The 25047-nt window shown below is 59.7% G+C and carries 26 protein-coding genes and 2 pseudogenes; 12 read left to right on the top strand and 16 right to left on the bottom strand.

What is annotated here, in order from left to right:
• Entirely contained in the window at positions 1 to 909 is a 909-nt protein-coding gene (locus PFAS1_RS18795; protein ID WP_076030097.1) for a DMT family transporter, read from the top strand.
• A gap of 187 nt (positions 910 to 1096) precedes the next feature.
• Here the strand turns inward: PFAS1_RS18795 and PFAS1_RS18790 are convergent, their stop codons facing one another.
• The 3 genes from PFAS1_RS18790 to cysK form a co-directional block, all read right to left on the bottom strand.
• Positions 1097 to 1960 (bottom strand): DMT family transporter, encoded by an 864-nt coding sequence (locus PFAS1_RS18790; protein ID WP_076030096.1) that lies wholly within the window; start codon positions 1958 to 1960, stop codon positions 1097 to 1099.
• A 463-nt stretch (positions 1961 to 2423) separates the two neighbouring features.
• Positions 2424 to 3362, bottom strand: coding sequence for an aspartyl/asparaginyl beta-hydroxylase domain-containing protein (locus PFAS1_RS18785; protein ID WP_076030095.1), 939 nt, complete (start codon positions 3360 to 3362; stop codon positions 2424 to 2426).
• 211 nt (positions 3363 to 3573) lie between these two features.
• Positions 3574 to 4548, bottom strand: coding sequence for a cysteine synthase A (gene cysK / locus PFAS1_RS18780; protein WP_074874323.1), 975 nt, complete (start codon positions 4546 to 4548; stop codon positions 3574 to 3576).
• A gap of 126 nt (positions 4549 to 4674) precedes the next feature.
• Between cysK and PFAS1_RS18775 the strand changes: the two are divergent.
• A pseudogene (locus PFAS1_RS18775) lies at positions 4675 to 5750 on the top strand (DUF748 domain-containing protein).
• Here PFAS1_RS18775 and PFAS1_RS18770 read toward each other — a convergent pair.
• Entirely contained in the window at positions 5747 to 6250 is a 504-nt protein-coding gene (locus PFAS1_RS18770; RefSeq protein ID WP_076030094.1) for a DUF2442 domain-containing protein, read from the bottom strand. The pseudogene PFAS1_RS18775 and the gene PFAS1_RS18770 sit on opposite strands and share 4 nt — an antisense overlap.
• Positions 6238 to 6468: a DUF4160 domain-containing protein gene (locus PFAS1_RS18765; RefSeq protein WP_076030093.1), complete on the bottom strand. Its 231-nt coding sequence runs from the start codon at positions 6466 to 6468 to the stop codon at positions 6238 to 6240. The genes PFAS1_RS18770 and PFAS1_RS18765 overlap by 13 nt, the downstream gene beginning before the upstream one ends.
• Positions 6469 to 6672: 204 nt before the next feature.
• Between PFAS1_RS18765 and PFAS1_RS18760 the strand changes: the two genes are divergently transcribed.
• Both PFAS1_RS18760 and PFAS1_RS18755 read left to right on the top strand, forming a co-directional pair.
• Positions 6673 to 7518, top strand: coding sequence for an AAA family ATPase (locus PFAS1_RS18760; RefSeq protein WP_076030092.1), 846 nt, complete (start codon positions 6673 to 6675; stop codon positions 7516 to 7518).
• 33 nt (positions 7519 to 7551) lie between these two features.
• Complete coding sequence (locus tag PFAS1_RS18755; RefSeq protein WP_074874318.1) at positions 7552 to 8730, top strand: vWA domain-containing protein; 1179 nt, start codon at positions 7552 to 7554, stop codon at positions 8728 to 8730.
• Between the two features lie 132 nt (positions 8731 to 8862).
• On the opposite strand, the gene PFAS1_RS18750 is transcribed toward PFAS1_RS18755, so the two are convergent.
• Genes PFAS1_RS18750 through PFAS1_RS18735 form a run of 4 tightly spaced genes read right to left on the bottom strand, consistent with a single transcriptional unit; the run spans position 8863 to position 12586 of the window.
• A complete protein-coding gene (locus PFAS1_RS18750; protein ID WP_076030091.1) occupies positions 8863 to 9789 on the bottom strand; it encodes a 5-oxoprolinase subunit C family protein in 927 nt (308 codons plus the stop codon).
• Positions 9786 to 10490 carry a 5-oxoprolinase subunit B family protein gene (locus PFAS1_RS18745; protein WP_076030090.1) on the bottom strand — a complete coding sequence of 235 codons (705 nt, stop codon included), beginning with the start codon at positions 10488 to 10490 and terminating at the stop codon, positions 9786 to 9788. The genes PFAS1_RS18750 and PFAS1_RS18745 overlap by 4 nt, the downstream gene beginning before the upstream one ends.
• Positions 10487 to 11239 (bottom strand): 5-oxoprolinase subunit PxpA, encoded by a 753-nt coding sequence (locus PFAS1_RS18740; RefSeq protein ID WP_076030089.1) that lies wholly within the window; start codon positions 11237 to 11239, stop codon positions 10487 to 10489. The genes PFAS1_RS18745 and PFAS1_RS18740 overlap by 4 nt, the downstream gene beginning before the upstream one ends.
• 60 nt (positions 11240 to 11299) lie before the next feature.
• Positions 11300 to 12586 carry an MFS transporter gene (locus PFAS1_RS18735; protein WP_076030088.1) on the bottom strand — a complete coding sequence of 429 codons (1287 nt, stop codon included), beginning with the start codon at positions 12584 to 12586 and terminating at the stop codon, positions 11300 to 11302.
• 174 nt (positions 12587 to 12760) lie between these two features.
• On the opposite strand from PFAS1_RS18735, the pseudogene PFAS1_RS18730 reads away from it, so the two are divergent.
• Positions 12761 to 13686: pseudogene (locus tag PFAS1_RS18730) on the top strand (LysR family transcriptional regulator).
• A gap of 137 nt (positions 13687 to 13823) precedes the next feature.
• Here the strand turns inward: PFAS1_RS18730 and PFAS1_RS18720 are convergent.
• Genes PFAS1_RS18720 through PFAS1_RS18710 form a run of 3 tightly spaced genes read right to left on the bottom strand, consistent with a single transcriptional unit; the run spans position 13824 to position 15684 of the window.
• A complete protein-coding gene (locus PFAS1_RS18720) occupies positions 13824 to 14366 on the bottom strand; it encodes a DUF2937 family protein (RefSeq protein ID WP_074874312.1) in 543 nt (180 codons plus the stop codon).
• Positions 14367 to 14378: 12 nt separating this feature from the next.
• A complete protein-coding gene (locus PFAS1_RS18715) occupies positions 14379 to 15155 on the bottom strand; it encodes a class II glutamine amidotransferase (protein ID WP_074874311.1) in 777 nt (258 codons plus the stop codon).
• A gap of 31 nt (positions 15156 to 15186) precedes the next feature.
• Positions 15187 to 15684 carry an MFS transporter gene (locus PFAS1_RS18710; RefSeq protein WP_074874310.1) on the bottom strand — a complete coding sequence of 166 codons (498 nt, stop codon included), beginning with the start codon at positions 15682 to 15684 and terminating at the stop codon, positions 15187 to 15189.
• A 215-nt stretch (positions 15685 to 15899) separates the two neighbouring features.
• Here PFAS1_RS18710 and PFAS1_RS18700 point away from each other — a divergent pair, with 215 nt between their 5' ends.
• Positions 15900 to 17954 (top strand): S9 family peptidase, encoded by a 2055-nt coding sequence (locus PFAS1_RS18700; RefSeq protein WP_076030086.1) that lies wholly within the window; start codon positions 15900 to 15902, stop codon positions 17952 to 17954.
• A 210-nt stretch (positions 17955 to 18164) separates the two neighbouring features.
• A complete protein-coding gene (locus tag PFAS1_RS18695) occupies positions 18165 to 18638 on the top strand; it encodes a cyclic nucleotide-binding domain-containing protein (protein WP_076031549.1) in 474 nt (157 codons plus the stop codon).
• Here PFAS1_RS18695 and PFAS1_RS18690 read toward each other — a convergent pair.
• Positions 18635 to 18925, bottom strand: coding sequence for a hypothetical protein (locus PFAS1_RS18690; RefSeq protein ID WP_076030085.1), 291 nt, complete (start codon positions 18923 to 18925; stop codon positions 18635 to 18637). The two genes, PFAS1_RS18695 and PFAS1_RS18690, sit on opposite strands and share 4 nt — an antisense overlap.
• 98 nt (positions 18926 to 19023) lie before the next feature.
• Between PFAS1_RS18690 and PFAS1_RS18685 the strand changes: the two genes are divergently transcribed.
• The 4 genes from PFAS1_RS18685 to PFAS1_RS18670 all read left to right on the top strand — a co-directional run bounded on the left by PFAS1_RS18685 (position 19024) and on the right by PFAS1_RS18670 (position 21255).
• Positions 19024 to 19710, top strand: coding sequence for a spermidine synthase (locus PFAS1_RS18685; RefSeq protein WP_076030084.1), 687 nt, complete (start codon positions 19024 to 19026; stop codon positions 19708 to 19710).
• Positions 19711 to 19758: 48 nt separating this feature from the next.
• Positions 19759 to 20130, top strand: coding sequence for a YajD family HNH nuclease (locus PFAS1_RS18680; protein ID WP_076030083.1), 372 nt, complete (start codon positions 19759 to 19761; stop codon positions 20128 to 20130).
• A gap of 185 nt (positions 20131 to 20315) precedes the next feature.
• Positions 20316 to 20786, top strand: a complete 471-nt coding sequence (locus PFAS1_RS18675) for an RNA methyltransferase (RefSeq protein ID WP_007944014.1) — start codon at positions 20316 to 20318, stop codon at positions 20784 to 20786.
• Positions 20787 to 20877: 91 nt separating this feature from the next.
• Entirely contained in the window at positions 20878 to 21255 is a 378-nt protein-coding gene (locus PFAS1_RS18670) for a YgaP family membrane protein (RefSeq protein WP_074874306.1), read from the top strand.
• Between the two features lie 119 nt (positions 21256 to 21374).
• Here PFAS1_RS18670 and PFAS1_RS18665 read toward each other — a convergent pair whose 3' ends face one another.
• Both PFAS1_RS18665 and PFAS1_RS18660 read right to left on the bottom strand, forming a co-directional pair.
• Positions 21375 to 22604: a hypothetical protein gene (locus PFAS1_RS18665; protein WP_076030082.1), complete on the bottom strand. Its 1230-nt coding sequence runs from the start codon at positions 22602 to 22604 to the stop codon at positions 21375 to 21377.
• A gap of 88 nt (positions 22605 to 22692) precedes the next feature.
• Positions 22693 to 23142: a YcgN family cysteine cluster protein gene (locus PFAS1_RS18660; RefSeq protein WP_076030081.1), complete on the bottom strand. Its 450-nt coding sequence runs from the start codon at positions 23140 to 23142 to the stop codon at positions 22693 to 22695.
• Positions 23143 to 23308: 166 nt separating this feature from the next.
• On the opposite strand from PFAS1_RS18660, the gene PFAS1_RS18655 reads away from it, so the two are divergent.
• Positions 23309 to 23902, top strand: a complete 594-nt coding sequence (locus PFAS1_RS18655; RefSeq protein ID WP_008153118.1) for a nitroreductase family protein — start codon at positions 23309 to 23311, stop codon at positions 23900 to 23902.
• Between the two features lie 136 nt (positions 23903 to 24038).
• Here PFAS1_RS18655 and PFAS1_RS18650 read toward each other — a convergent pair whose 3' ends face one another.
• A complete protein-coding gene (locus PFAS1_RS18650; RefSeq protein WP_076030080.1) occupies positions 24039 to 24971 on the bottom strand; it encodes a D-2-hydroxyacid dehydrogenase in 933 nt (310 codons plus the stop codon).
• Positions 24972 to 25047: the final 76 nt, after the last annotated feature.

The following is a 25047-nucleotide window of genomic DNA, read 5'->3' as shown; positions in this document are numbered from 1 at the left end:
GTGAACCCCGTCGATACCCTGCGTTTGTTATCACTTGCCGCCATTTGGGGCGCGAGCTTTCTGTTCATGCGCATCATCGCCCCGGTGATTGGCACAATCCCCACTGCTTTTTTCCGCGTATCGATTGCCGCGGTCGGCCTGTTGGTGATCCTCGGGCTGATGCGTATCAGCTGGGATTTCAAAGGAAAACTCAAAACCGTGATGCTGCTCGGAGTGATCAACTCCGGGATACCGGCGACCCTCTATTCAGTAGCCGCGCAAGTGCTGCCAGCCGGCTATTCGGCGATATTCAACGCGACCACGCCACTGATGGGCGTGCTGATCGGCGGTCTGTTCTTCCACGAAAGGCTCACCGCCGCCAAGCTTGGCGGCGTGTTCCTCGGGCTGCTTGGCGTGGGCATCCTGACCCGAGCCGGTCCGGTGGCGTTCGACATGGAACTGTTGATGGGCGCCCTCGCCTGCCTGCTCGCCACGACCTGCTACGGCTTCGCCGGTTTCCTTGCGCGGCGCTGGCTCGATCACGCCGGTGGCCTCGACAGTCGTCTATCGGCGGTAGGCAGCATGCTGGGTGCGACGTTGTTTCTGTTGCCGCTGTTCGGTTACAGCGTGATCAGCCAGCCACCGGAGAGCTGGGGCGGCTGGAATGTCTGGTTGTCGCTGCTGGGGTTGGGGCTGGTGTGTACGGCGCTTGCGTACATTATTTACTTCCGCCTGCTCAGCTCGGTCGGGCCGGTGAAGTCGATGACCACGACCTTTCTGATTCCGCCGTTCGGGGTGCTGTGGGGGGCGTTGTTGCTGGATGAGCCGTTGTCGATGGCGCACATCTATGGCGGGGTGTTGATTGCGGCGGCGTTGTGGTTGGTGTTGAAGCCTTCGGTGGTGAAGGCTGTCGGGGTGGCGGCCAAGTAGAGTTGTGGTGCGGCTGATGACGCCATCGCGAGCAGGCTCGCTCCCACAGGGATTGCGCTGAACCTGTGGGAGCGGGCTTGCTCGCGAAGGCGATTGTTCAGACGCTACAAAGCTGACTGACTCACCTCGCCATCCACCAGCCGCCGAATCCCCTGCGGATTGGCGTTCTGCAGCGCCTTGTTTTGCTTCAAGCGTTTTTACGGAATACGAACACCAATCCAACGATGATCAGCAACATGCCCAGCATGCTCAACGCCGCCAGCCGGTTGCCGAAAATCAGGTAGTCCATCACCGCCGTGACCGCCGGCACCAGGTAAAACAGACTAGTGACATTCACCAGGTTGCCCCGGGCGATCAAGCGATACAGCAGCAAGGTTGCCAGTACCGACACGACCAATCCCATCCACAACACCGGCACGATAAAACCGGTGCTGTGTTCGAAATGAAAAGGTTGGAACGGCACGAAGACTCCGCAGAGCAACAGCCCCGCCAGGTACTGCACGGGCAGTGTGCCGAGGGGATTGTCGGTGATGCGCTTCTGCATGATCGAACCGAACGTCATGCTCGCCAGCGCCAGCAAACCGAAGAGCATCCCGGCCAGCGACATACCGGCCAGACCGATGCCTTGGTAAACCACCATGATCAACCCGGCCAACCCCAGCGCCAGACCAAACATCCTGCTGGCTGATCGCTGGCGCTCCATGATCACCACCGTGAGAATCGGCTGCACGCCCATGAGCGTCGCCATGACGCCGGGTGTGACTTTCAGGTCCAGCGCCAGCAGATAGAAAATCTGATAAGCCCCCAGCAACACCACACCCGTGGCCATCGCATACACCATCGGCCTGCCGCCCTTGGGCAGCTTGAGCTTGAGCAACGGCATCAACAGCACCAATCCGCAGATTGCAATAGCGAAGCGAATCAACAGAAAAGCAAAGGGTGACGCGTGGGCCAGGCCCCATTTGGAGAAGATCGCCCCGCTGCTCCACAGCAGAACGAACAGGCTCGTGGACGCCGCCGCGAGCGCGGATTGTTTCGAAAGGACAAACATGGATACCACCTGTAGTCAGGCAAAAAGCCAACTCAGCCGAAGCTGAAATTCAGTAGTTTTTCAGGCGCTTTTCAGAGGGGCACAGGAACAGCAGAAAAAAGCTGATCAGCCCGAGAAGCCAACGCCTGGCGGTGATACGACTGCGCACACCGGCGTGCTACTGACAGGTGGGGGGTAATGACTGATCTGCGCAGGCTGCTGATTCCCGCACGGCACGACGCCAGCGTTGACCGCTGAATCGACTACCGCGTTGATGAGGGAAGCAGGCATTGGGCTGATCTTTTTTGAGGGCTCGGGAGGTGAGTCATGAAACTCACCGAGCGCCGACTATAACCAGCGACTGACATGGATGCAATGACTTGGCTGAAGAACCCATGAGCAAGCGTCTTACACCAATCCCGTGGCGAACAGGCTGCATAAAAAACGCTCCCTAAGGAGCGTTTTTTTCATTCAGGAATCGAGATTACCCAAATAACCAATACCCCAACCACGTCAACACCAGCACTGCGAGCACCGGCCGCAGCACGCGGTACGCCTTGGGATTGCGACGCTTCCATTGTTTGATCGCACCACTGAACTTGTCACTGGAATGCTTGCTCCATGCGTAAACATGATTAATCCCGCCAACATGTTCATCTTCAAGATTCTGCGGTGCAGTGGCGCGACCCAAAAAGCCACTGACCCTGCGGTTGAGACGAGTCATCAGGCGGTTGCTCAGCGGTCGTTCGATGTCGCAAAAAAGGATAACCCGAGTCTTGTCGGTTTCATTCTTGACCCAATGTACGTAGGTTTCGTCGAACATCACGTCTTCGCCATCACGCCAGGCGTAGACCTGACCGTCGACGAAGATCCTGCAATCATCAGAGTTCGGCGTCGATAGCCCCAAGTGATAACGCAGGGAACCGCCGAACGGATCACGGTGCGGGTTGAGGTGGCTGCCGCCTGGCAGCAACGCGAACATGGCGCCTTTGACGTTGGGAATGCGGCTGAGCAGTGCCACGGTTTTCGGGCACAGGGCTTCGGCTGATGGCAGTGGTTTGTCGTACCACTTGAGGTAAAAGCGCTTCCAGCCTTTCTTGAAGAACGAACCGAACCCGGCGTCGTTGTTTCTTTCGGCGGCGCGGATGTAACCCTCGTCGAACAAATGCATCGCTTCGTCGCGGATAACTTCCCAGTTGTCCTTGAGCACATCCAGTTCCGGGAACTTGCTGCGGTCAAGATACGGTTTGGATGGCACGCTGGAGAACAGGTACATCAAGGCGTTATAAGGCGCGAACAACGCCGAGTGGTTGACGAACTGACGCAAGACCGGCAAACGCGACTTGCCGCGCAAGTGCACGTAGAGAGTGCTGCCAAAGAACAGCAACAAAAGCGACGTCTTTGCGGCAAATGAAACGGTCATCAACAACTCCTTGATAGTAGACAACTTCGCACAACGCCATTTACCCGACGTGGCAGCCAGCCATGATCAACATGACCGGCCTCGGGAAGAATCCCGTGTTTCTCGACATGCAGTGTCAAGAAATGCGCAATGACGCACTTCTTAACACAAGGTTCCTGAACGGGGGCTGACCCGAATCAACCCCTCCCCGCTGAATCTGAAATCGCAACGCCTACTGCTGATTCTCCTGCTCGGTAAACAGATCACTGAACAGCATGCTCGACAGGTAACGCTCACCAGAATCCGGCAGGATTACCACGATGGTCTTGCCCTGCATTTCCGGGGTTTCCGCCAGGCGGACGGCCACCGCCATGGCGGCGCCGCAGGAAATGCCGCTCAAAATCCCTTCTTCCTGCATCAGGCGCAGGGCCATGGCCTTGGATTCCTCATCGCTGACCAACTCAACCCGATCGACCATCGACAGATCAAGATTCTTCGGCACAAAACCGGCGCCGATGCCCTGGATCTTGTGAGGGCTCGGCTTGATTTCTTCACCGGCTATTGCCTGGGTGATGACCGGCGACACCACAGGTTCCACGGCCACCGAAATAATCGGCTTGCCCTGGGTATTCTTGATATACCGCGAAACCCCGGTAATGGTTCCACCTGTTCCGACGCCTGCCACCAGTACATCGACTGCACCGTCGGTGTCGTTCCAGATTTCCGGTCCCGTCGTTTTTTCGTGGATGGCCGGGTTGGCCGGGTTTTCAAACTGCGACGGCATGAAGTAGGTCGCCGGGGCGCTGGCGACAATTTCAGCCGCCTTTTCGATCGCTCCTTTCATGCCCTTGGCCGGTTCGGTCAGTACCAGTTCGGCGCCCAAAGCCTTGAGCACTTTGCGTCGCTCGATACTCATGGATGCCGGCATGGTCAGCATCAGCTTGTAACCGCGAGCCGCAGCAACGAACGCCAGGCCGATACCGGTGTTGCCTGAGGTCGGTTCGACGATGGTCATGCCCGGCTTGAGTTTGCCGGTGCTTTCGGCGTCCCAGATCATGCTCGCACCGATCCGGCACTTGACCGAATAACCAGGGTTACGCCCTTCGATCTTGGCCAGGATGGTCACGCCGCGCGGGGCGATACGGTTGATCTGCACCAGCGGTGTATTGCCGATGGAATGGGCGTTGTCAGCGTAGATACGGCTCATGGCTGGGTCCTTATACAGCGTTAAATAAGCTCTCCAAGGTATGCCTGTTGCCCTTGGTCGTCCAGTCAGTCGAACGTCCTGTAACCGCCGCAGTCAATGGCTTTACAACGCCAGAGATTTGCCATCATGAAACGCAGATACAGTTGGCCCCTATGGACCCTCGCCGGCCTCGTTGTGCTGCTGATTGCCCTGCATGTCGCCCTGCCCTATCTGGTGCGCGATTACCTCAACGAGAGATTGGCGAACATGGGTGACTATCGCGGCCAGATTACCGACGTAGACCTGGCTTTGTGGCGTGGCGCCTACAAAATCAACGGACTGAAAATCGTCAAGGTCAATGGCAAGGTCCCCGTGCCTTTCGTCAACGCGCCATTGATTGACCTCTCCGTCAGCTGGCACTCGCTCTGGTATGACCACGCCGTGGTGGCCGAGGCGCAGTTTGACAAACCCGAGGTGAACTTCGTCGACGGCGGTGCCAACAAGAAAAACTCCCAGACCGGTCAAGGCACCGATTGGCGGGCACAACTGGAAAAACTGCTGCCGATAACCCTGAACGAAGTGCGGATCAACGACGGGCGGGTGACCTTTCGAAACTTCAATTCAAAACCGCCCGTGAACATGAATGCCACCCAGGTCAACGCCAGCATTTACAACCTGACCAACGTGGTCGACACCAAAGGCAAACGTGACGCCCGTTTCGAAGGCAAAGCCCTGTTGCTGGGACACGCACCGCTGGAAACCACCGCGACCTTCGACCCTTTAAGCAACTTTGAAGATTTCGAGTTTCGCCTGCGGGTCAAAAACATCGAACTCAAACGCATGAACGACTTCGCTTCGGCATATGGCAAGTTCGACTTCAATGCCGGTCACGGAGATGTGGTCATTGAAGCCGAGGCTAAAAAAGCTCAATTGACGGGTTACATCAAACCGCTGCTGAAGGACGTCGATGTATTCAATTGGCAACAGGACGTGGAAAACAAAGACAAAGGGATTTTTCGCTCCATCTGGGAAGCACTCGTGGGGGCACCGAGAATGTGCTGAAGAACCAGCCGAAAAACCAGTTCGCCACTCGTGTCCAACTCAGGGGCAGCGTGCATCAGCGGGATATCAGCGCATTCGAGGCTTTTTTGCAGATTTTGCGCAACGGCTTCGTCCAGGCGTTCAACGCCCAATACGAACGGCCCAAGCCGGACGCCGGTTAAGGCTTACGTATAACGGTGTAACGACCGGTTTCTTCAGCCGCCCGCGCCGGGTTCGATTGCTGCTGCAAGAAGTCCCAACCCAGGCAGGCCAGCGCCAACGATCGCGGGACGGCTTCTCGACCACTGCTGTAGCGCGTGATGCTGCGGGCACTGACCCCCAGCGCTTCGGCCGCCTGATTGAGCGGCAACCCGGTGCGCGCACGCCAGTCGATGAAGATCCGGGTGTTTTCGTCCACTGCATTTTGTGCGAGAGCATCCAGATACAGGGTGTCTGCGCCGATCTGGATGTCCAGTTCAGGCCAATCGACACTCCAGCCATCGTCGCCCAGGGTTGCCCCATTGAAAGCGCTCATCTCCAACAAGGGTTGCAACCCTGGATAGGCGCGCAGGTCCCGACTCAAATCGAGGTTCAGTTGCTGACCATCGATAAAGGTCAGCATAAGGCGGTAATCCGGCAACACCTGCACGGACGACAGCCGTGGCCGTTTCATGGGTAACATCGTTTCCAATCCTCCAGCAATTGCACCTGATGGGCCCTGACCCACGCCAGCGCTTCCTTGATAATCAGCGGCGGCGCCTTGCCTACCATCACTTCGACGGTTTCAAGGCTAAGCATCACGTCGAGCCCGCCGCCGGTCAGGTGAACATGGGGCGGCGGGTGGTCCTTCTCGCGCAACTGAATGCGGTACGTATCGCGAAATCGGTATTTAGTAGACATGCCCCGCAAGCTATCGCCAAAATGGCGATAGCTCAATACTGGCTAGGGGCCGAGACTGAGTCAAGATGTGACGCCCCATTCAGAGACTGAATAAGCCGTCTGCGTTCACAGTCGACCGGGCTGCGCGTTATAGTCGGACCTGACCCACTATTGCGCCCCGCCCTGCTTCGCTCAGGTCGGCGTTTACCGTTCGAGGATTAGCAGATGAAGTTCGAAGGCACCCCGGCCTACGTCGCCACCGATGACCTGAAGCTGGCGATCAACGCCGCCATCACGCTGGAGCGTCCGCTGCTGGTCAAGGGCGAACCGGGCACCGGCAAGACCATGCTCGCCGAGCAACTGGCCGAGTCCTTCGGCGCCAGACTGATCACCTGGCACATCAAATCCACCACCAAGGCGCATCAGGGCCTGTACGAGTACGACGCGGTCAGCCGTCTGCGCGACTCGCAACTGGGCACGGAAAAGGTCCACGACGTTCGCAATTACCTGAAAAAGGGCAAGCTCTGGGAAGCCTTCGAATCCGAAGAGCGGGTGATTTTGCTGATCGACGAAATCGACAAGGCCGACATCGAATTCCCCAACGACCTGCTGCAAGAACTCGACAAGATGGAGTTCTACGTCTACGAGATCGACGAAACCATCAAGGCCAAGAAACGCCCGATCATCATCATTACCTCCAACAATGAAAAAGAACTGCCGGACGCCTTCCTGCGCCGCTGCTTCTTCCACTACATCGCCTTCCCGGACCGCGTCACGATGCAGCGGATCGTCGACGTGCATTACCCGAACATCAAGAAAGACCTGGTCAGCGAAGCGCTGGACGTGTTCTTCGACGTACGCAAGGTGCCGGGTCTGAAGAAAAAGCCATCGACCTCCGAACTGGTTGACTGGCTGAAGCTGCTGATGGCCGACAACATCGGCGAAGCGGTACTGCGCGAGCGCGATCCGACCAAGGCCATTCCACCGCTGGCCGGCGCTTTGGTGAAGAACGAACAGGACGTGCAGTTGCTTGAACGTCTGGCGTTCATGAGCCGTCGCGGCACTCGCTGATCCCTCTGTTTAACAAGATAGAGGGCGATAGCCATGCTGCTTAACCTGTTCAATGAAATGCGCGCAGCCAAGGTGCCGGTCTCGGTACGGGAGCTGCTGGACCTGATCAACGCGCTGAAGCAGCGCGTGACCTTCGCCGACATGGACGAGTTTTATTACCTGTCCCGGGCCATTCTGGTGAAGGACGAAAAGCATTTCGACAAGTTCGACCGGGCGTTCGGTGCCTATTTCAACGGCCTGGAAAAACTTGACGATCATCTTCAGGCATTGATCCCGGAAGACTGGTTGCGCAAGGAATTCGAGCGTTCGCTGAGCGACGAAGAGCGGGCGGCGATCCAGTCCCTCGGCGGCCTGGACAAGCTGATCGAAGAGTTCAAGAAACGCCTCGAAGAACAGAAAGAACGCCATGCCGGCGGTAACAAGTGGATCGGCACGGGCGGCACCAGTCCGTTTGGCTCCGGGGGCTTCAACCCGGAAGGCATTCGGGTCGGCGATGCCGGCAAACGCCAGGGCAAAGCGGTCAAGGTCTGGGATCAGCGCGAGTACAAGAACCTCGATGACTCGGTGGAACTGGGCACGCGCAACATCAAGGTCGCCCTGCGACGGCTGCGCAAATTCGCCCGTCAGGGTGCGGCGGAAGAGCTGGACATCGATGGCACCATCGACCACACCGCGCGCGATGCCGGGCTGCTGAACATCCAGATGCGTCCGGAGCGACGCAACACCGTCAAGCTGTTGCTGCTGTTCGACATCGGCGGCTCGATGGACGCCCACGTGAAGATCTGCGAAGAGCTGTTCTCGGCCTGCAAGACCGAGTTCAAGCACCTGGAGTACTTCTACTTCCACAACTTCGTTTATGAATCGGTGTGGAAGAACAACATGCGCCGCACCTCCGAGCGCACCTCGACCCAGGACCTGCTGCACAAATACGGCGCCGACTACAAAGTGATCTTCATCGGTGACGCCGCCATGGCCCCGTACGAAATCACCCAGGCCGGCGGCAGCGTCGAGCACTGGAACGAAGAGGCGGGTTATGTGTGGATGCAACGGTTCATGGAGAAGTACAAGAAGGTCATCTGGATCAACCCGTATCCGAAAGATACGTGGGGCTATACGTCGTCGACCAACATCGTGCGGGACTTGATTAACGACCAGATGTACCCGCTGACGTTGCGGGGGTTGGAGGAAGGGATGCGGTTTCTTTCCAAATAGAGCGCTGATCGTTCCCACACTGCTGATCGTTGATCGTTCCCACGCTCTGTGTGGGAATGCATCAAGTGACGCTCCGCGTCACAGGGACGCGGAGCGTCCCGGGCGGCATTCCCACGCGGAGCGTGGGAACGATCAGTGCGAGGCAAACCGACGCAGGTATTCGACGTGTTCGCGATGCGCGACATCCTGCACCACCGGCTTCAACCGCACCTTCGCCCCCGGCAAACACTGCGCCAGCCGCGCCAATGCCAACGGCGTCAACGCCCCCAATCGCGGATAGCCGCCAATGGTCTGCCGATCATTGAGCAGCACAATCGGCTGCCCGTCCGGCGGCACCTGAACCGCCCCCAGCGGGATGGCTTCGGAAATCATCGGCTTACCCTGATACTGCAATGCCGTTCCCAGCAAGCGGATGCCCATCCGGTCGGCACGGCTGTCGAGGGTCCAGACACTGTTGAACGCGTCAAACGAACTCTGGCCACTGAACTCGCCGATCTGCGCACCAAGGACCAGGTCCAGCGGCGCGTTGAGTTTGAAATCCGGCACCTGTTCCGGCGCCAATTCCCGCAGCAAAAGCAGCGAGCTGCCCGAGTAGCTCAACTGCGCATCTTTGGCCAACGCCCGGCCCATACCGTCAAGCCCACCGAGTTCCTCACGGACCACCGTTGCGCTACTGCCCAACACCTTTGGCGCATCAAATCCGCCCGGGGCCGCCAAATAAGCCCGGGCGCCAAGCAGTGGCTGGATGAATTGCAACTGCTGACCTTTGTTCAGCCTGAAACTGCGCCACGGCGCCAACGCCTCGCCATCCACCTGCGCCCCCAGATCCGCGCCGGCCAACGCCAGCACACAATCTTCTTCGGCAACGACGGTGAACCCGCCGAGGGTGATTTCAATCACCGGTGCATCCAGGGCATTGCCCAGCAACCAATTGGCCCAAGACATCGATCGCCAATCCGCCGCCCCGCCCTGGGTCACGCCCAGATGCCGCACGCCAAAACGGCCAGCGTCCTGCAACAGGCACAGCGGTGTACTCGCTTCTATTGATAGACGGCTCATGCCTGCGCCTCCAACGGCGTGTCATCACCGCCCAGATTGATGAATTCGGCATGACTGATGGCTTCGAAGCGCACCGTATCGCCCGGTTGCATCAGGCTGTAGCCGTCGCGTTCGCGGTCGAACAATTTGGCCGGGGTGCGGCCGATCAGATTCCAGCCACCGGGAGACACCACCGGGTAAGCGGCGGTTTGCCGTTCGGCGATGCCGACGCTTCCCGCGGCCACCTTTTTACGCGGAGTGTTTAAACGCGGCGCCGCCAGCGCTTCTTCCACCAGCCCCATGAAGGCGAAACCCGGCGCGAAACCCAGGGCGAACACCTGATATTCGCGCTCGCTGTGGCGGCGGATCACTTCATCCACGGCCAATCCGCTGCGCTGGGACAACAGGCTCAACTCCGGGCCAACGCTCAAGTCATACCAGACCGGCAACACATGGCATTTGCCGGGGGTGCAGGCGTTGGGCGACAAATCGATCAAGGCCTCGGCGATCAGCTCCCGAGCCTGGGCCGGACTCAACGCGGTCAGGTCGTAATGCACCATCAACGTCGTATAGGACGGCACCAAATCGATCAGATGCCCGGCGAACGCAGCACGCAGACTTTCGCTGGCGGCGAGCATCCACGGCATGTTGGCCTCGCTGATTTCATCGAACAGACGGACCATCAAGCAATCCAGCGCCACCACTTCTACCCGCAGGTTCATGGCGCGCTCTGCTGATCAAGTGCTTCGCGGATACGCCGCACGGCGGCTACCGAACTGGCATTGTCGCCGTGTACGCAAAGGGTGTTGGCTTGCAAGCGCAAGGCACTGCCATCGCTGGCCGTAAGGTTGCCGCCGCGAGCAATGGTCAGCGCCTGTTCGATGATTGTCTCGGGATCGTGATGCACTGCGCCTGGCAGTTGTCGCGAAACCAGCATTCCAGCGCTGTCGTAAGCACGATCGGCGAAAGCTTCGAACCACAGGGTCACGCCGTATTCATCGCCCAATTGCTGGGCTGCGCTGTTGTCGCGAGTGGCCATCAACATCAGCGGCAACTGGCGATCATAGGCCGCCACAGCCTGAAGCACTGCGCGCAACTGCGCCGGGTTGGCCATCATGTCGTTGTACATCGCGCCGTGCGGTTTGACGTAACTCACCCGCCCGCCCTGGGCCCGGCAAATGCCGTCGAGAGCGCCGATCTGGTAATGCACAATGTCCTGAAGTTCCTGGGCGGTGTAGGCCATGGAACGACGGCCGAAGCCGACCAGATCCTGATACGCCGGATGTGCGCCGATCTGCACGCCGTTGCTCAAGGCCAGGCTGACCGTCTTGCGCATGATGCTCGGGTCGCCGGCATGGAAGCCGCAGGCGATGTTGGCGCAATCGATGAAGGGCATGACCTCGGCGTCCAGACCCATGGTCCAGTTGCCGAAACTCTCGCCGATGTCGCAGTTCAATAGCAGGCGGTTCACGGTGAACACTCCTGTAGGTTTTATTCTTTTAGCTGTAGGCATTTGCCCGCAGATTATCAGTTACTCGGCTTCGAGTTGCTTGCCACGGGTTTCCGGCAGGCTCAGCGCCGCAAGGATCACCACCCCGTAGGACACCGCCGCAAAAGCACCGATTCCCACGCTCAATGGCACCTTCTGGCTCATCAAACCGATCAACAGCGGGAACAATGCCGCCAGCGCCCGGCCGATGTTGTAGCAAAAGCCCTGGCCGGAACCGCGAATCCGCGTTGGAAACAGCTCGGTCAAGAACGCGCCCATGCCACTGAAAATCCCCGAAGCGAAGAAGCCCAGAGGAAAGCCCAGCCAGAGCATCACGCCATTGCTGACCGGCAATTGGGTGTAGAGCAGAACAATGGTGAACGAGCCGACCGCGAACAGAATGAAGTTCTTCTTACGCCCGAGGATGTCAGTCAAATACGCACTGATGACGTAACCGACGTAGGAACCGACGATCACCATCGCCAGATAACCGCCCGTACCGAGTACGCTCAAACCGCGTTCGTTCTTCAGAAAGGTCGGCAACCAGGAGGTGATCGCGTAGTAACCGCCGAGGGCACCAGTGGTCAGTACCGACGCGCGAATCGTGGTGAACAGGATGCCGGGAGCGAAGATCTCGTAGAACTTTGCCGGGTTGCTGGGTTCTTGCTTGGCCTTGGCTTCGCGATAGATTTCCGGGTCCTTGACCAGTCGGCGGACGAAGATCACGAAGATCGCCGGCACGATGCCAAGCAGGAACAGAGCGCGCCAGGCGTCCTCCGGCGGCAGTACCGAGAACAGCAGCGCATACAGGATCGCCGTCAGTCCCCAACCCAATGCCCAGCCGGATTGCACCATGCCCACCGCTTTGCCGCGGTCCTTGGCACGAATCACTTCACCCATCAGCACCGCGCCGGCGGTCCATTCGCCGCCGAAACCGAAGCCCATCAGCGTGCGGCTGATCAGCAGTTGCTCGTAGTTCTGGGCGAAACCGCAGAGGAAGGTGAAGAAGGCGAACCACAGTACGGTGAGTTGCAAAGTGCGGACGCGACCGATGCGGTCGGAGAGAATCCCCGCCACCCAACCGCCGATGGCCGAGGCGATCAAGGTGCTGGTGTGAATCAGCCCGGCCTCGCCGGTGGTGATGCCCCACATCGCAATCAGGGTCGGCACCACAAAGCTGAGCATCTGGGTGTCCATGCCGTCCAGGCCATAGCCGATCTTGCAGCTCCAGAACGTGCGACGTTCCTGCTGATTGATGTTGCGGTACCAGTCGAAAGGTCCCGGGTGAACCGTGGCTTTGGGGATGTCGAGCGTGTCGGGCGCACTCATGGCAAATCTCCGCGCTAATTTTTATTGGTATTGTTCTGAACCCCGACGACGCCTATCGTGGGGACCGGATGGCCTGATTTTTGGGCTCCTTGCCCTGTTACGTCCAACTAATAAAACCCCGCCCTAGACATAAGAAAACCTTATCCCTCAGGCGGGTCGCAAGAGCTGACCCCCATGAACCTGAAGTTTCTCGAGACCTTTGTCTGGGTCGCCCGACTCAAGAGTTTTCGCCTGACGGCAGACAAGCTCTTCACTACCCAGGCGTCGATTTCCAGCCGCATTGCCGTGCTCGAAGGCGAGCTCGGGGTGAAGCTGTTCCTGCGCGATTCTCGCGGCGTGAGCCTGACGCCCGAAGGCCTGAAAGTGCTCGAATATGCCGAGCAGATGATGGATACGATGCAGGCGCTCAAGCACTCGATCGAAACGCGCTCAAGCAAGGTCGGACGGGTCCGGATCGGTGTCATGGACACCGTCATCCACACCTGGTTGAGCCCGTTGGTGGCGCAAATGATGGATCACTATCCACTGGTGGAAATCGAGCTGGTGGCCGATACCGCGCTCAACCTCTGCGATCAGCTGCAAAAAGGCTTTCTCGATCTGATCCTGCAAACCGACCTGTTGCGTCAGGAAAGTGTGCGCAGCCTTGAACTGGCCAGTCACCCGATGGGCTGGATTGTGGCTACGAACTCGATCTACAACCGCGAGTATTCCGGCATTGCCGACCTGGCGCGGGAACGGATCATTACCTATTCGAAAAACTCCCATCCGCATCAGGAAATTCTCGCCCTGATGCAGGCCAACGGCATCCTGACGCCACGATTGAACTGCGTGAACTCGGTATCGGCGATCACCCGGTTGCTGCGGGACGGTTTCGGTATTGGTGCGCTGCCACCGGTGCTGGTCGCCGAGGAACTGGCGCGGGGGAATTGACCTTGCTGGCCATCTACCAACGGCCACCGAATTTGCAGGTGGTGGTGTCGTGGCGGGTGGGCGTGGAGTGGGTCGAGGAGATTGTTTCGTTATGTCAGCAAGTGCTGGACGGGTATGCGAAGAAGGTGGGTGAAAACTACATCGTCCTCAGCAAACCTTCGGTGAGCTGAAATTGATCGCTCCCACGCTCCGCGTGGGAATGCAGCCGGGACGCTCCGCGTCCCATTCAGAGCCGAACGCAGAGCGTCCGTTGAGGCATTCCCACGCAGAGCGTGGGAACGATCACTCGACAGGTCGGTGGCGCTCATTACAACCCGCGCACATCCCGGTCTTCGATCGGCCGGCTCTGGCGCAGGCGTTTGCCACCCAGCACCACCCAGTCGATCAGACGGAACAGGCATTCAATGCCGAACGACAACAGCAACGCCCCGCTCATGCCCCAGATCATCGCTTCCGGCGTCAGCAGGATCTGATAGCTGTAGCCGTTCCAGGTTTCCTTGCGAATATCCGGATCGGCCGCCAGTGCGACCTGCAGCAAGCGGATGTACCACGGGCCTTGCATGGCCTGGAACTGTTTATCGAGGGCCAGTTGACGGGTGAGCAAGGTGCTCAGGCTGTCGGCATCGCTGCGAAAGATCGGGTCTTCACTGGCGCGGTAATGAGCCACCAATGCCTGCATGTCCCCCTTGAAGAACTGATTCGCCGTGCCCTGAAAACCGCTCAGACCAGTTTGCGCCTCAATCAGATGCGCTTCGACGCGCTTGGCATAGTCGCTGATAAACCCCGGCACCTGGACACCGATCAACAGGCCCGCCGCGAACAACACCAGCCGTAGATAACTGAGCAACATGAAGGGAAATCCTTATTCGGTCTTGCCCTGGCTGACGCATTCACCGCGTCGCCAAAGGCTCCATTGGCCCGGTTCGTAGCGGGTCCAGGTTTCGTTTTCGGTCAAGGGTTCGGTGGCGATCACCGTGACCACGTCGTTGGGCGTGGTTTCGGCCTGGAAATCGACGATCACATCGACGTCCTTCAAGCGCGCCGGGCCGAAGGGCGCGCGACGGGTGATTTGCGCCAGTTTGGTCGAGCAATAGCAGAACAACCAGTCGCCATCGCTGAGCAGGCAGTTAAACACGCCTTTGCTGCGGTATTCGGCACAGGCGGCTACCAGGTCTGGCAGCAGTTCTTCGACCTCTACCGGTTCCGGGAACGCGGCGCGCACGCGGTTGAGCAAATCGCAGAACGCCGCTTCGCTGTCGGTATCGCCGACCGGGCGGTAAAAACTCTTGATCGGTTGAAAGTCCGCCAGTTGGCCGTTATGGGCAAAACACCAGTTACGGCCCCACAACTCACGTACAAACGGATGGGTATTGGACAGGCAGACCTTGCCGACATTGGCCTGGCGGATGTGCCCGATCACCACTTCGCTCTTGATCGGATAGCGCTGCACCAGGTTCGCGACTTCGGACTCACAGCTCGCCGCCGGGTCCTGAAACAGGCGCAGGCCACGGCCCTCGTAAAAAGCGATGCCCCAGCCGTCACGGTGCGGACCGGTGCGGCCGCCGCGCTGCATCAGCCCGGTGAAGCTGAACACGATATCGGTCGGGACATTGGCGCTCATGCCCAATAACTCACACATGCTCGGATTCTCGCTGAAAGGCAGGGGCAGGTTACAGTCGCGGTTCGACCCGCATTCGCTGAGGGTTGCTCGGCACCGGTGGACGACCGTAACGATCGTCGCCCGCACCGCCGAATGGATGATCCTCTTCAGGTTCATCGGCCCGGGCCGCAGCCTTGGCAGCGGCGGCCTGTTCCTTGCGAGCGTTGGCCGCACGTTCGATAGGGAAACGGATCGCCACGAATACCAGGTAAATGCCGAAGGCGATCATGCCGTACATGAACAGGTCGGAAACCGCGCGCCAGGCGTTGTTGCCGACCTTGAACATCAGGTCAAGGGCCGTAATGGCGATGGCCGGGGCAACTTTTTCCTTCACCGGATCAATGATGGTCGGGCAGAACAGCAACACGGCAACCAATAGCCGTAGCGGCTCACGCAGCCAGCGCCACATCCAGCGGGTAATGCGCATCCACACCAACAGGCAGCCCAAAGCGGCGAAGGCGTAGAGGCCCCAAGCGATCAGATAGTCGTTCTCGGTCATGGTGTCCATGGCAAGGCAGGCAAAGAGGCGCTTATAGTAACGACTTTTCGCACGTCAGGCTGCCCCAATACCAGTCTGTAAAACGCATCCCCTGTGGGAGCGGGCTTGCTCGCGAAAGCGGTGTGTCAGTCAACAGAGATGTTGAACGTGCTGGCCCCTTCGCGAGCAAGCCCGCTCCCACACGTTGCGAAGCCCTTATTCCGTACATTGTTCGAGAGCCCTTCATGCCCCTATCCGTCAACGTTTCCGACGCTCCCATCGCCCACAAGGCCGAAGGCGACGACCCGTATGCCTGGCTGCAGGAGCGCGACACCCCCGCGGTGCTCGACTACCTGAAAGCGGAAAACCGCTACCAAGAGGCGCAAACCGCCGATCAGGCCGGGCTACGTGAAACTCTGTTCGAAGAGATCAAGGCCCGGATTCTCGAAACCGACCTGTCCCTCCCCTCCCCTTGGGGCCCATACCTGTATTACACGCGCACCACGGCCGGTGATGAATATGCCCGTCACTACCGCTGCCCGCGCCCGGCCGATAACAGCCTGCAGCTCGACGAAAGCCAGGAACAGCTGCTGCTGGACCCGAATGAACTGGCCAACGGCGGCTTCTTTTCCCTCGGCGCCTTCAGCATCAGCCCGGACCACCAGCGTCTGGCCTACAGCATCGACGCCACCGGCGATGAGATTTACACGCTGTTCGTGAAGGAATTGTCCAACGGCCGTGTCAGTGAACTGGAATTCCAGGATTGCGACGGCAGCATGACCTGGGCCAATGACAGCCTGACGCTGTTCTTCGGCGAGCTGGACGACACCCATCGCCCGCACAAACTGTTCCGCTATCGGCTGGACGGTACGGCGGCCGAAGAAGTGTTCCATGAGCCGGACGGTCGATTCTTCATGCATTGCTACCGCTCCAGTTCCGAGCAGCAATTGCTGCTGTCGCTGGGCAGCAAAACCACCAACGAAGTCTGGGTGCTCGACGCGTTCCAGCCGCAGCAAGCCTTTACCTGCATCGCTCCGAGGGTTGAAGACCATGAGTACGACGTCGACCACGGCGCGCTCGACGGTCAATGGACCTGGTTCATTCGCACCAATCGCGACGGCATCAACTTTGCCCTGTACCACGCCGCCGACACCGGCGTGGCACCGACCGAGGCCGACTGGCAAAACCTGATCCCGCACAGCGACACGGTGATGATCGAAGGCATGAGCCTGAATGCCGGTGCCATGACCCTGAGCTTGCGTGAGGGTGGCTTGCCGATCATCGAAGTTCATCCGCAAGACCTGCCGAGCTACCGCGTGCAATTACCGGACGCGGCCTACAGCCTTCATGTACAGAACAGTCTGGAGTTCGTCAGCGACAGGATCCGCCTGCGCTATGAAGCGCTGAACCGCCCGGCGCAAATCCGCCAGTTGGTATTGGGCAACGGCGAGCAGAAAGTCCTCAAGCAAACCCCGGTACTTGGCCCGTTCGACGCCGATGCCTACGTCAGTCAGCGCCTGTGGGCGACCGCACCTGACGGTACGAAAGTGCCGATCAGCCTCGTCGTCAAACGCGAAGCACTCGGCAAGCCGACGCCGCTTTATCTGTACGGCTATGGCGCTTATGGCGAAAGCCTCGACCCGTGGTTCTCCCACGCCCGCTTGAGTCTGCTGGACCGTGGCGTAGCGTTCGCCATCGCTCACGTGCGTGGCGGCGGTGAACTGGGCGAAGCCTGGTATCGCGCCGGCAAGCAGGAACACAAACACAACACGTTCAGCGACTTCATCGCCTGCGCCGAACACCTGATCGCCAATAGCTTCACGACTTCACAGCAACTGGCGATCAGCGGCGGCAGCGCCGGTGGCCTGCTGATCGGCGCGGTGCTCAATCAGCGGCCGGAGTTGTTTGCTGCTGCGATTGCCGAAGTGCCGTTCGTCGACGTGCTGAACACCATGCTCGACCCGGACCTGCCGTTGACCGTTACCGAATATGACGAGTGGGGCAATCCTGAAGAACCGGACGTCTATGATCGGATCAAGGCCTACGCGCCGTACGAAAACGTCACCGCACAAGCTTATCCGGCGATGCTGGTGATCGCCGGCTACAACGACAGTCGCGTGCAGTACTGGGAGGCGGCCAAGTGGGTGGCGAAATTACGCGCGACCAAAACCGACACAAATCCCCTGCTGCTCAAGACCGAATTGGGTGCCGGGCACGGCGGGATGAGCGGTCGGTATCAGGGATTACGTGACGTAGCACTCGAATACGCATTTGTTTTCAAGGTTTTGGGCATCGCCTGAGGAACTTGGCCCGGCGTGTCGGTCTTAACACCGAACACCGATACACCATACATCCCCCTGTGGGAGCGGGCTTGCTCGCGAAGAGGCCATCACATTCAACATTAATGTTGTCCGGCACACCGCCTTCGCGAGCAAGCCCGCTCCCACAAGGGAATTGCGGTGATTTCGAATTCGAGCCTGCAACAGACACAAGAAAAAGACCGTGACGACATGTCAGAACCGACCTTACTGAACAACGAAATTCGCGACTGGCTGATGGACTGTGGCCTGTTCGATCAACTGCTGCCGGCGGACTTCGCCACGGCTTCGGGCTATTTCAGCATCAGCACCATTGCTCAGGGCGAAGAGATTTTCCATGAGGGCGATGCCGGCAGCTTCATGTGCATCATCCACACCGGCCAGGTGGCGGTGCAGAAAACCAACAGCGACGGGCACCTGGTGACCATGGCAACGTTGCGCAGCGGTCGGGCGTTCGGCGAAATGGCCGTACTCGACGGCGAACGCCGCTCGGCCAGCTGCGTGGCCGCCAGCAATTGCCAGTTGCTCAACCTGGGCAAGGACTCGCTGGAAAAGATGCTCAACGATGCGCCGAAAATCGCCGCCAAAATCATCCGCGCCCTTGCCGTTTCCCTCTCCAAACGCTTGCGCATGGCCGATGGGCAACTGCTCTCGCAGCAGGTTTAACCGCCGGGCGGTTTGGCTTTCGACGGGTTTTGCTCCGGCACCGGCAGTGGCTGGTCCTTGGCGGGCGGGCCAGGCATTTCAATCGGCACCAACGGCGGACCGCCACTGCCGGGCCCGACCTTGGGTGCGCTGGTCGGGGTGATTTGCGGGTACGGTGTCGGGGTCGCGGTGCCGGGCGAACCGGGCAGCGGCGCAGGGCTGGTCGGAATGGTTTGCAGCTGCTGGGCCTGCACTGCAGTTATCGAGAGCGCGGCCAAGGCAATGACCGTTAGAATGGTGCGCTTCATCAATGGCTCCGTTGGCCTTGTTGTCTTTTTGCAGGCTACTCCCAACTGCGCGTGTTTGCCTTCTCCCTCTTATGCCAATTTCTCCTCAAGTGAGTCCCATGAAACGTTTCGTTCTGCTCGACACCACTCCAATTCCTGAAAATGGCGGTGCCTTGTGCCTGTTCGAATACGGTGAGGATTTCGTCATCAAGATTCAGGGCGGCGACGGCGGGCAACTGATGAACACCCGCATGCACGGCTCGGAAGACGCTCTGGCGGAGATCCCGTGCCGTAAAGTGGCCGGCCGGCCGAATTCGCGCGTGCTGATCGGCGGCCTGGGCATGGGTTTCACCCTCGCCTCGGCCCTCAAGCACCTGGGAAAGACCGCTGAAGTGGTGGTCGCCGAACTGGTCCCGGGCGTGGTGGAGTGGAATCGTGGACCGCTCGGTGAGAAAGCCGGGAACCCGCTGCTGGACCCGCGCACGGTCATTCGCATGGAAGACGTGGCCAACGTCCTGCAAGCCGAGCCGCAAGGTTTCGACGCAATCATGCTCGACGTCGACAACGGCCCCGAAGGCCTGACCCAGAAGGCCAACAGCTGGCTCTACTCCGCTGGCGGCCTGAGCGCCTGCGCCAAGGCCCTGCGGCCCAAAGGCGTGCTGGCCGTCTGGTCCGCGAGCGCTGACCGACAGTTTTCCGACAAACTGAAGAAGGCCGGCTTCAAGGCCGAGGAAGTCCAGGTCTTCGCCCACGGCAACAAAGGCACCCGTCACACCATCTGGATTGCCGAGAAGCTCAAGGGCTGAGCTAAACTGCGTTTAATACCGTCATTAGTCTTTTACAAAGGTGAACCCATGAGTTCGTCAACACCGACCAACACGTCGAAACTGGACCGCATCCTTGCCGACAACCAGCGCGACAAGGAAATGGGTTACCGCGACAAGGCCCTGAAAATGTACCCGCACGTGTGCGGTCGCTGCGCCCGTGAGTTTTCCGGCAAGCGCCTGAGCGAACTGACCGTGCACCACCGCGACCATAACCACGACAACAACCCTCAGGACGGCTCGAACTGGGAATTGCTGTGCCTGTATTGCCACGACAACGAACACTCGCGGTACACCGATCAACAGTATTTCGGTGAAGGCTCGCTGAGCTCGCCGACAATCGCCAAGGCAACGCATAACCCGTTTGCCGCGTTGGCCGGCCTGATGAAGAAAGACGAGTAACCCGCTAACTGATCGTTCCCACGCTCTGCGTGGGAATGCAGCCCGGGACGCTCCGCGTCCCTTTCACAGCCGAACGCGGAGCGTCCGTTGAGGCGTTCCCACGCAGAGCGTGGGAACGATCACTGACCACCCCTCCCCCAATATCCCCGTATAATCGCCGTTTTTTCCCCGAAGGCACCCCGCTCGTGGCAGACAAACGGTACAGCTGCATTGGTTTGTATAACCCCAAATCACCGGAGAACGTCGGTTCGGTGATGCGCGCCGCTGGCTGTTATGGCGTGGCGTCCGTGTTTTACACCGGCAAGCGTTATGAACGCGCCGCCGATTTCGTCACCGACACCAAGCGCGTCCACTACGACATTCCGCTGATCGGCATCGACGATCTGAAGAAAATCCTGCCGCTGGGCTGCGTGCCGGTCGCCGTGGAACTGGTGGACGGTGCCCGTTCGCTGCCGGAATACACCCATCCGGACCGCGCGCTGTACATCTTCGGCCCGGAAGACGGCTCGCTGGATAAAGAGATTCGCGACTGGTGCGAAGACGTGGTCTACATCCCGACCACTGGCTGCATGAACCTGGCGGCCACCGTCAACGTCGTGCTCTATGACCGCATGTCCAAGGGACTCAACACCCGCTCCGGGGCAAAATTCCGCTGATTCACCGCACATTCGATGGAACAAGCCGCCCGCCTTGGCAGTCAGCTTAAATATCTATTCTTGAAGCAGCATTCCAGCCAGGAGACAGATCATGAGCGAGCTCAAACGCGTAGAACGCATCGAATCCACCCCGTTCCAGACTCACACTGAGCAGAACGTGCAGGGTTGGGAACGCATCGGTTCCCTGGCCGGCGGTGTGATCATGGTCGGCAAGGGCCTGCGTCGCGGCGGTGTATTCGGCTTGATTCAAGTGGCGATCGGCGGCGTGGCCCTGGCGCGGGGCATTACCGGGCACAGTTCGGCGAAAAGCCTGCTGGAGAAAAGCCGTCAGGACATGAACAACGTGCGGGCGAAGATTCAGCGGGCGGGTGAAGAGTTGAACCGGTTGAAGGCGAATGCCGAAGCGGCGACCAATACCGCCACAGTGACCGGCGATGATTCGTTGAAGTCGCCTAAACCCGGGGCTTGACCTAGAACTGATCGTTCCCACGCTCTGCGTGGGAATGCCGCCAGGGACGCTCCGCGTTCCGCTTCTGGAGGTGACGCAGAGCGTCACGGGATGCATTCCCACGCAGAGCGTGGGAACGATCAGTTCAGGAGCGAGCTATCGAGTACTTGGGAAGATTCACCAATGATGCTTTCGGCCAGCTGAACAAACTCCTTGGTATCCACGCTCTGCAAACGAATCGCCCCGCGTAACACATCATCCAGCGAACGCTTGTTGCGGGTCTTCAGGCGAATCTCGCGATCCAGCTCCTGCAATAACACGACCGCTTTCGACACCTGCGCCGGGCTGACCTGCTCAGCACGCAAGGTCGTGACCTTCTGGCTATCCTTGGCCAACTTCTTCTGCAGACCCTCATACCGCTCATCGCTCATGCCGCCGGCGCGGCGCACCAGTTCAATGGCGTAATACTCGGCCAATCCTTCGCTGATCCAGTCACTGCGCTGCTGATCGTTGATCCGTCCGAACACCTGCGCCAATTCCCGCACCAGCGCACTGCTGCCGCTTTCGCTGACCAGCGGCAGACGCGTGTTCAGGTAGATCGATTCACGCGCGCCCAGGCTGCCGCGCCACATCGGGTCATTGGCACCGACGATCAACAATTTGGCGGGATGACGGGGATACACCGCCTGCACTTGCGGCCAGACAAAGGTCAGCAGCGTCAGCACATCCATGCGGCGCATGCCCTGGCCCTGAGGCGAGGCAACGGTGACCTCGGTTTCCCCAAGCCGCGTGCGACGGCTGCCGAGGTGGCCGGCGAGCATCCAGCCCGTGGGCCGGTCGAACAAGCGAGATACGTTATCGACCCGGAATTTGTTCTTGCCGATTCGCGGCCAGGCGGTTTCAACGCTTTTCCAGCCTGCGGGCAATTCGAACTCAAGGCGTGAAACCAACTCGATGCCGTCCTGCTGATCGAGTTTGGCCGCCGGCACCAGATCGTCGCCGCGCATCAATGCCCAGGTTGGCGTCATGCGCGTATCGAAGCTGCCGCTCTTGCGCCCGTGGCTGATGCGTACGCGGTAGGTCAGGCTGGCCTTGTCGGCGGCCGGACGCCAGACACCACGGGCCTGCTTGCCCGGCGTGAGCTGCCATTGGCCGTCGGCCTTGAAATCGCTGTAGTGACTGCCATCGCCCAGGTCGAAATCCAGACTGCGCACCGCCGCGCCCTGAGCCAGGGTCAGCCGCACTTCGGCCTGATCGCTTTGCGGCAACAGGCGTACGTGGTAATCCAGATCAACCTTCTTCGCTGCCCACGCGGGCGAACCCAGGGCCAAAAGCCCAAAGGCCAACGCCAGCCGAAATCCCACAGCCATACCCACTCCTTGTGGCGAGCGAGCTTGCTCGCGCTGGGCTGCGTAGCAGCCCTGAATACCAGCAAACACTACAAATTTTGTGGAGGAATCAACCCGCCCGAAAAATCAGATGGTCTTCCCAATCGTCATCAGCCACGCTGCCTTCGGCGAGCATGCGCCCGGACTGGGAAATTTGCGCGTGGTGCACAGCATCGCGATCACCGCACACCAGATGATGCCAAAGTGGCAGGTCCTTGCCTTCGCTGACCAGTCGATAGCCGCAGGACGGCGGCAGCCATTTGAACTCATCGGCCTTGCCCGGTGTGAGCTGGATGCAGTCGGGGACGAAATCGCGGCGGTTCGGGTAATCGGTGCACTGACAGGTTTTCAGGTCCAGCAGTTTGCAGGCGATACGCGTGTAATAGACGCTGTTGTCGTCTTCATCTTCGAGCTTTTGCAGGCAGCACAGGCCACAGCCGTCGCACAGCGATTCCCACTCTTCTTTATCGAGTTGATCGAGGGTTTTGCGTATCCAGAACGGTTCGACTTTGGCGGCCATGGCTCAAGCATCAACATCAGGTGGTGAAAAGGCCGCCAGTCTAGTGCCAAGGCCCTTGTGGGCCAAGCGTTGGCGACTGCCGGTAAGAACGAGCTTGTCAGTTATTGCGCCGCCCAGTAGGGTTTTGCGTCGCCCCACTCTTTCAAACGTAGCAAGGAATCACTCGATGAGCGCTAACCCACGCGTTGCCGACTATGCCATCCACCCTCAGTTCACCGACCGTTGGTCGCCTCGCGCCTTTACCGGCGAAAGCATCCCGGAAGAAACCCTGCTGAGCTTCTTCGAAGCCGCGCGCTGGGCGCCATCGGCGTACAACTCGCAGCCTTGGCGGTTTCTCTACGCGCGTCGCGACACGCCAAACTGGGAGCGTTTCCTGGGCCTGTTGAATGAGTTCAACCGCGGCTGGGCGCAGCACGCCTCGGCACTGGTGATCGTGATCTCGAAAACCACCTTCGCGGTGCCTGGCGCTACCGAAGAAACCCCGGCCTTGTGGCACACCTTCGACACCGGTTCCGCTTGGGGCCACCTGGCGTTGCAAGCGAGCATCAGCGGCTGGCACACCCACGGCATGGCCGGTTTCGACCAGGACCTGACTCGCAAGGAGCTGAACATTCCAGAGGGTTATGCACTGCACGCTGCGGTAGCGGTGGGCAAACTGGGCGACAAAGCGACGCTGGCGGAGTACCTGCAAGCACGCGAAGAGCCAAGCCCGCGTCGCCCGCTGAGCGAGTTGGCGGCTGAAGGCGACTTCACCCTCTAAGCGCGCTGAACCCGATCATTCCCACGCTCTGCGTGGGAATGCCGGCAGGGACGCCCCGCGTTCCGCTTTGAGATGTGACGCAGAGCGTCACGGGATGCATTCCCACGCAGAGCGTGGGAACGATCGTCGGTGTAATTCAATACCCGCGATTGAAATCCACTTCCCCGCGCAATGCCTCACCCGCCTGATACGCCCGCAGGTTCTCGACAAACAGGTTCACCATCATCGATGGCGAGGTCGGTGCCGAACTGTGGCCGGTCAGCAGCAGGCCCCAGGCGGTCCAGAACGGATGACGTTGCGGCAGCGGCTCCTGACGGCAGACGTCGATCACTGCACCCGCCAGATGCCCTTCCTTCAAGGCCTCCACCAGGTCCGCATCGACCACCGCCACGCCACGCCCGACGTTGATGAACAACCCGGTCGGCTTGAACTGCTTGAACAGCGTCGCGTCGTAAAGGTCGTGGGTGTTTGGCGTATTCGGCAGCAGATTGATCACGTAATCGACTTCACCCACCAGACGCGGCAGATCAGCCAGTGCCCCGACTTCGACAAACGGCGCCTGCTCGCGGGCTTCGCTGGCGATGCCGTACAACTCGACGCCGAACGGCAGAAGAAACTGCGCCACGGTCTGACCGATATCACCGGTGCCAACGATCAACACTTTGCGACCGGCCAGGCTTTGGCCCTGGCGACTGTCCCACTTGCGCTCGACCTGGCTGACCAGCCGCGGCAGCACTTCGCGCTCGTGGCCGAGCATGTAGGTCAGCACGTATTCGGCCATGACTTGACCAAAAATCCCTACCGCCCGAGTCAGGCGATAGTGACGTGGCAAGCCATCGGCCAGCAGCGGCGTAATGCCCGCCCAGGTCGATTGCAGCCATTGTGGCTCGTGCCCCTGACGCAGCAAGGTCGCCAGCAGGTCCGGCTGACCGAGCCAGATCGGACAATCAGCGGCCAGGCTGGCCAGTTCGGCGGAGTCGCCGCTGGTCAGCACTTCCAGGTCGGGCGCTGCTTGACGCAACAGCTGGGCGTACACCGGGTGGTCGTGTTCAGCAATCAGCACGCGCATGGTTCAAACCTTTCAAAAACAGAGCAGACGGCCACCGACGGAGTAACGCTCCATCGCCCTGGCCATCGCCAAAATC

It is taken from the genome of Pseudomonas frederiksbergensis, assembly GCF_001952935.1.
Lineage (GTDB): Bacteria > Pseudomonadota > Gammaproteobacteria > Pseudomonadales > Pseudomonadaceae > Aquipseudomonas > Aquipseudomonas frederiksbergensis.
This window is presented reverse-complemented; position numbering and strand designations above follow the sequence as displayed.

Coding starts and splice junctions, on each gene's coding strand:
- PFAS1_RS18670 (WP_074874306.1), top strand. CDS start 20,878: ATGAGCGAGCTCAAACGCGTAGAACGCATCGAATCCACCCCGTTCCAG.
- PFAS1_RS18790 (WP_076030096.1), bottom strand. CDS start 1,960: ATGTTTGTCCTTTCGAAACAATCCGCGCTCGCGGCGGCGTCCACGAGC.
- PFAS1_RS18755 (WP_074874318.1), top strand. CDS start 7,552: ATGCTGCTTAACCTGTTCAATGAAATGCGCGCAGCCAAGGTGCCGGTC.
- PFAS1_RS18690 (WP_076030085.1), bottom strand. CDS start 18,925: ATGAAGCGCACCATTCTAACGGTCATTGCCTTGGCCGCGCTCTCGATA.
- PFAS1_RS18745 (WP_076030090.1), bottom strand. CDS start 10,490: ATGAACCTGCGGGTAGAAGTGGTGGCGCTGGATTGCTTGATGGTCCGT.
- cysK (WP_074874323.1), bottom strand. CDS start 4,548: ATGAGCCGTATCTACGCTGACAACGCCCATTCCATCGGCAATACACCG.
- PFAS1_RS18765 (WP_076030093.1), bottom strand. CDS start 6,468: ATGTCTACTAAATACCGATTTCGCGATACGTACCGCATTCAGTTGCGC.
- PFAS1_RS18655 (WP_008153118.1), top strand. CDS start 23,309: ATGAGCGCTAACCCACGCGTTGCCGACTATGCCATCCACCCTCAGTTC.
- PFAS1_RS18695 (WP_076031549.1), top strand. CDS start 18,165: ATGTCAGAACCGACCTTACTGAACAACGAAATTCGCGACTGGCTGATG.
- PFAS1_RS18760 (WP_076030092.1), top strand. CDS start 6,673: ATGAAGTTCGAAGGCACCCCGGCCTACGTCGCCACCGATGACCTGAAG.
- PFAS1_RS18680 (WP_076030083.1), top strand. CDS start 19,759: ATGAGTTCGTCAACACCGACCAACACGTCGAAACTGGACCGCATCCTT.
- PFAS1_RS18715 (WP_074874311.1), bottom strand. CDS start 15,155: ATGTGTGAGTTATTGGGCATGAGCGCCAATGTCCCGACCGATATCGTG.
- PFAS1_RS18770 (WP_076030094.1), bottom strand. CDS start 6,250: ATGTTACCCATGAAACGGCCACGGCTGTCGTCCGTGCAGGTGTTGCCG.
- PFAS1_RS18660 (WP_076030081.1), bottom strand. CDS start 23,142: ATGGCCGCCAAAGTCGAACCGTTCTGGATACGCAAAACCCTCGATCAA.
- PFAS1_RS18700 (WP_076030086.1), top strand. CDS start 15,900: ATGCCCCTATCCGTCAACGTTTCCGACGCTCCCATCGCCCACAAGGCC.
- PFAS1_RS18650 (WP_076030080.1), bottom strand. CDS start 24,971: ATGCGCGTGCTGATTGCTGAACACGACCACCCGGTGTACGCCCAGCTG.
- PFAS1_RS18710 (WP_074874310.1), bottom strand. CDS start 15,684: ATGGACACCATGACCGAGAACGACTATCTGATCGCTTGGGGCCTCTAC.
- PFAS1_RS18665 (WP_076030082.1), bottom strand. CDS start 22,604: ATGGCTGTGGGATTTCGGCTGGCGTTGGCCTTTGGGCTTTTGGCCCTG.
- PFAS1_RS18720 (WP_074874312.1), bottom strand. CDS start 14,366: ATGTTGCTCAGTTATCTACGGCTGGTGTTGTTCGCGGCGGGCCTGTTG.
- PFAS1_RS18685 (WP_076030084.1), top strand. CDS start 19,024: ATGAAACGTTTCGTTCTGCTCGACACCACTCCAATTCCTGAAAATGGC.
- PFAS1_RS18785 (WP_076030095.1), bottom strand. CDS start 3,362: ATGACCGTTTCATTTGCCGCAAAGACGTCGCTTTTGTTGCTGTTCTTT.
- PFAS1_RS18735 (WP_076030088.1), bottom strand. CDS start 12,586: ATGAGTGCGCCCGACACGCTCGACATCCCCAAAGCCACGGTTCACCCG.
- PFAS1_RS18750 (WP_076030091.1), bottom strand. CDS start 9,789: ATGAGCCGTCTATCAATAGAAGCGAGTACACCGCTGTGCCTGTTGCAG.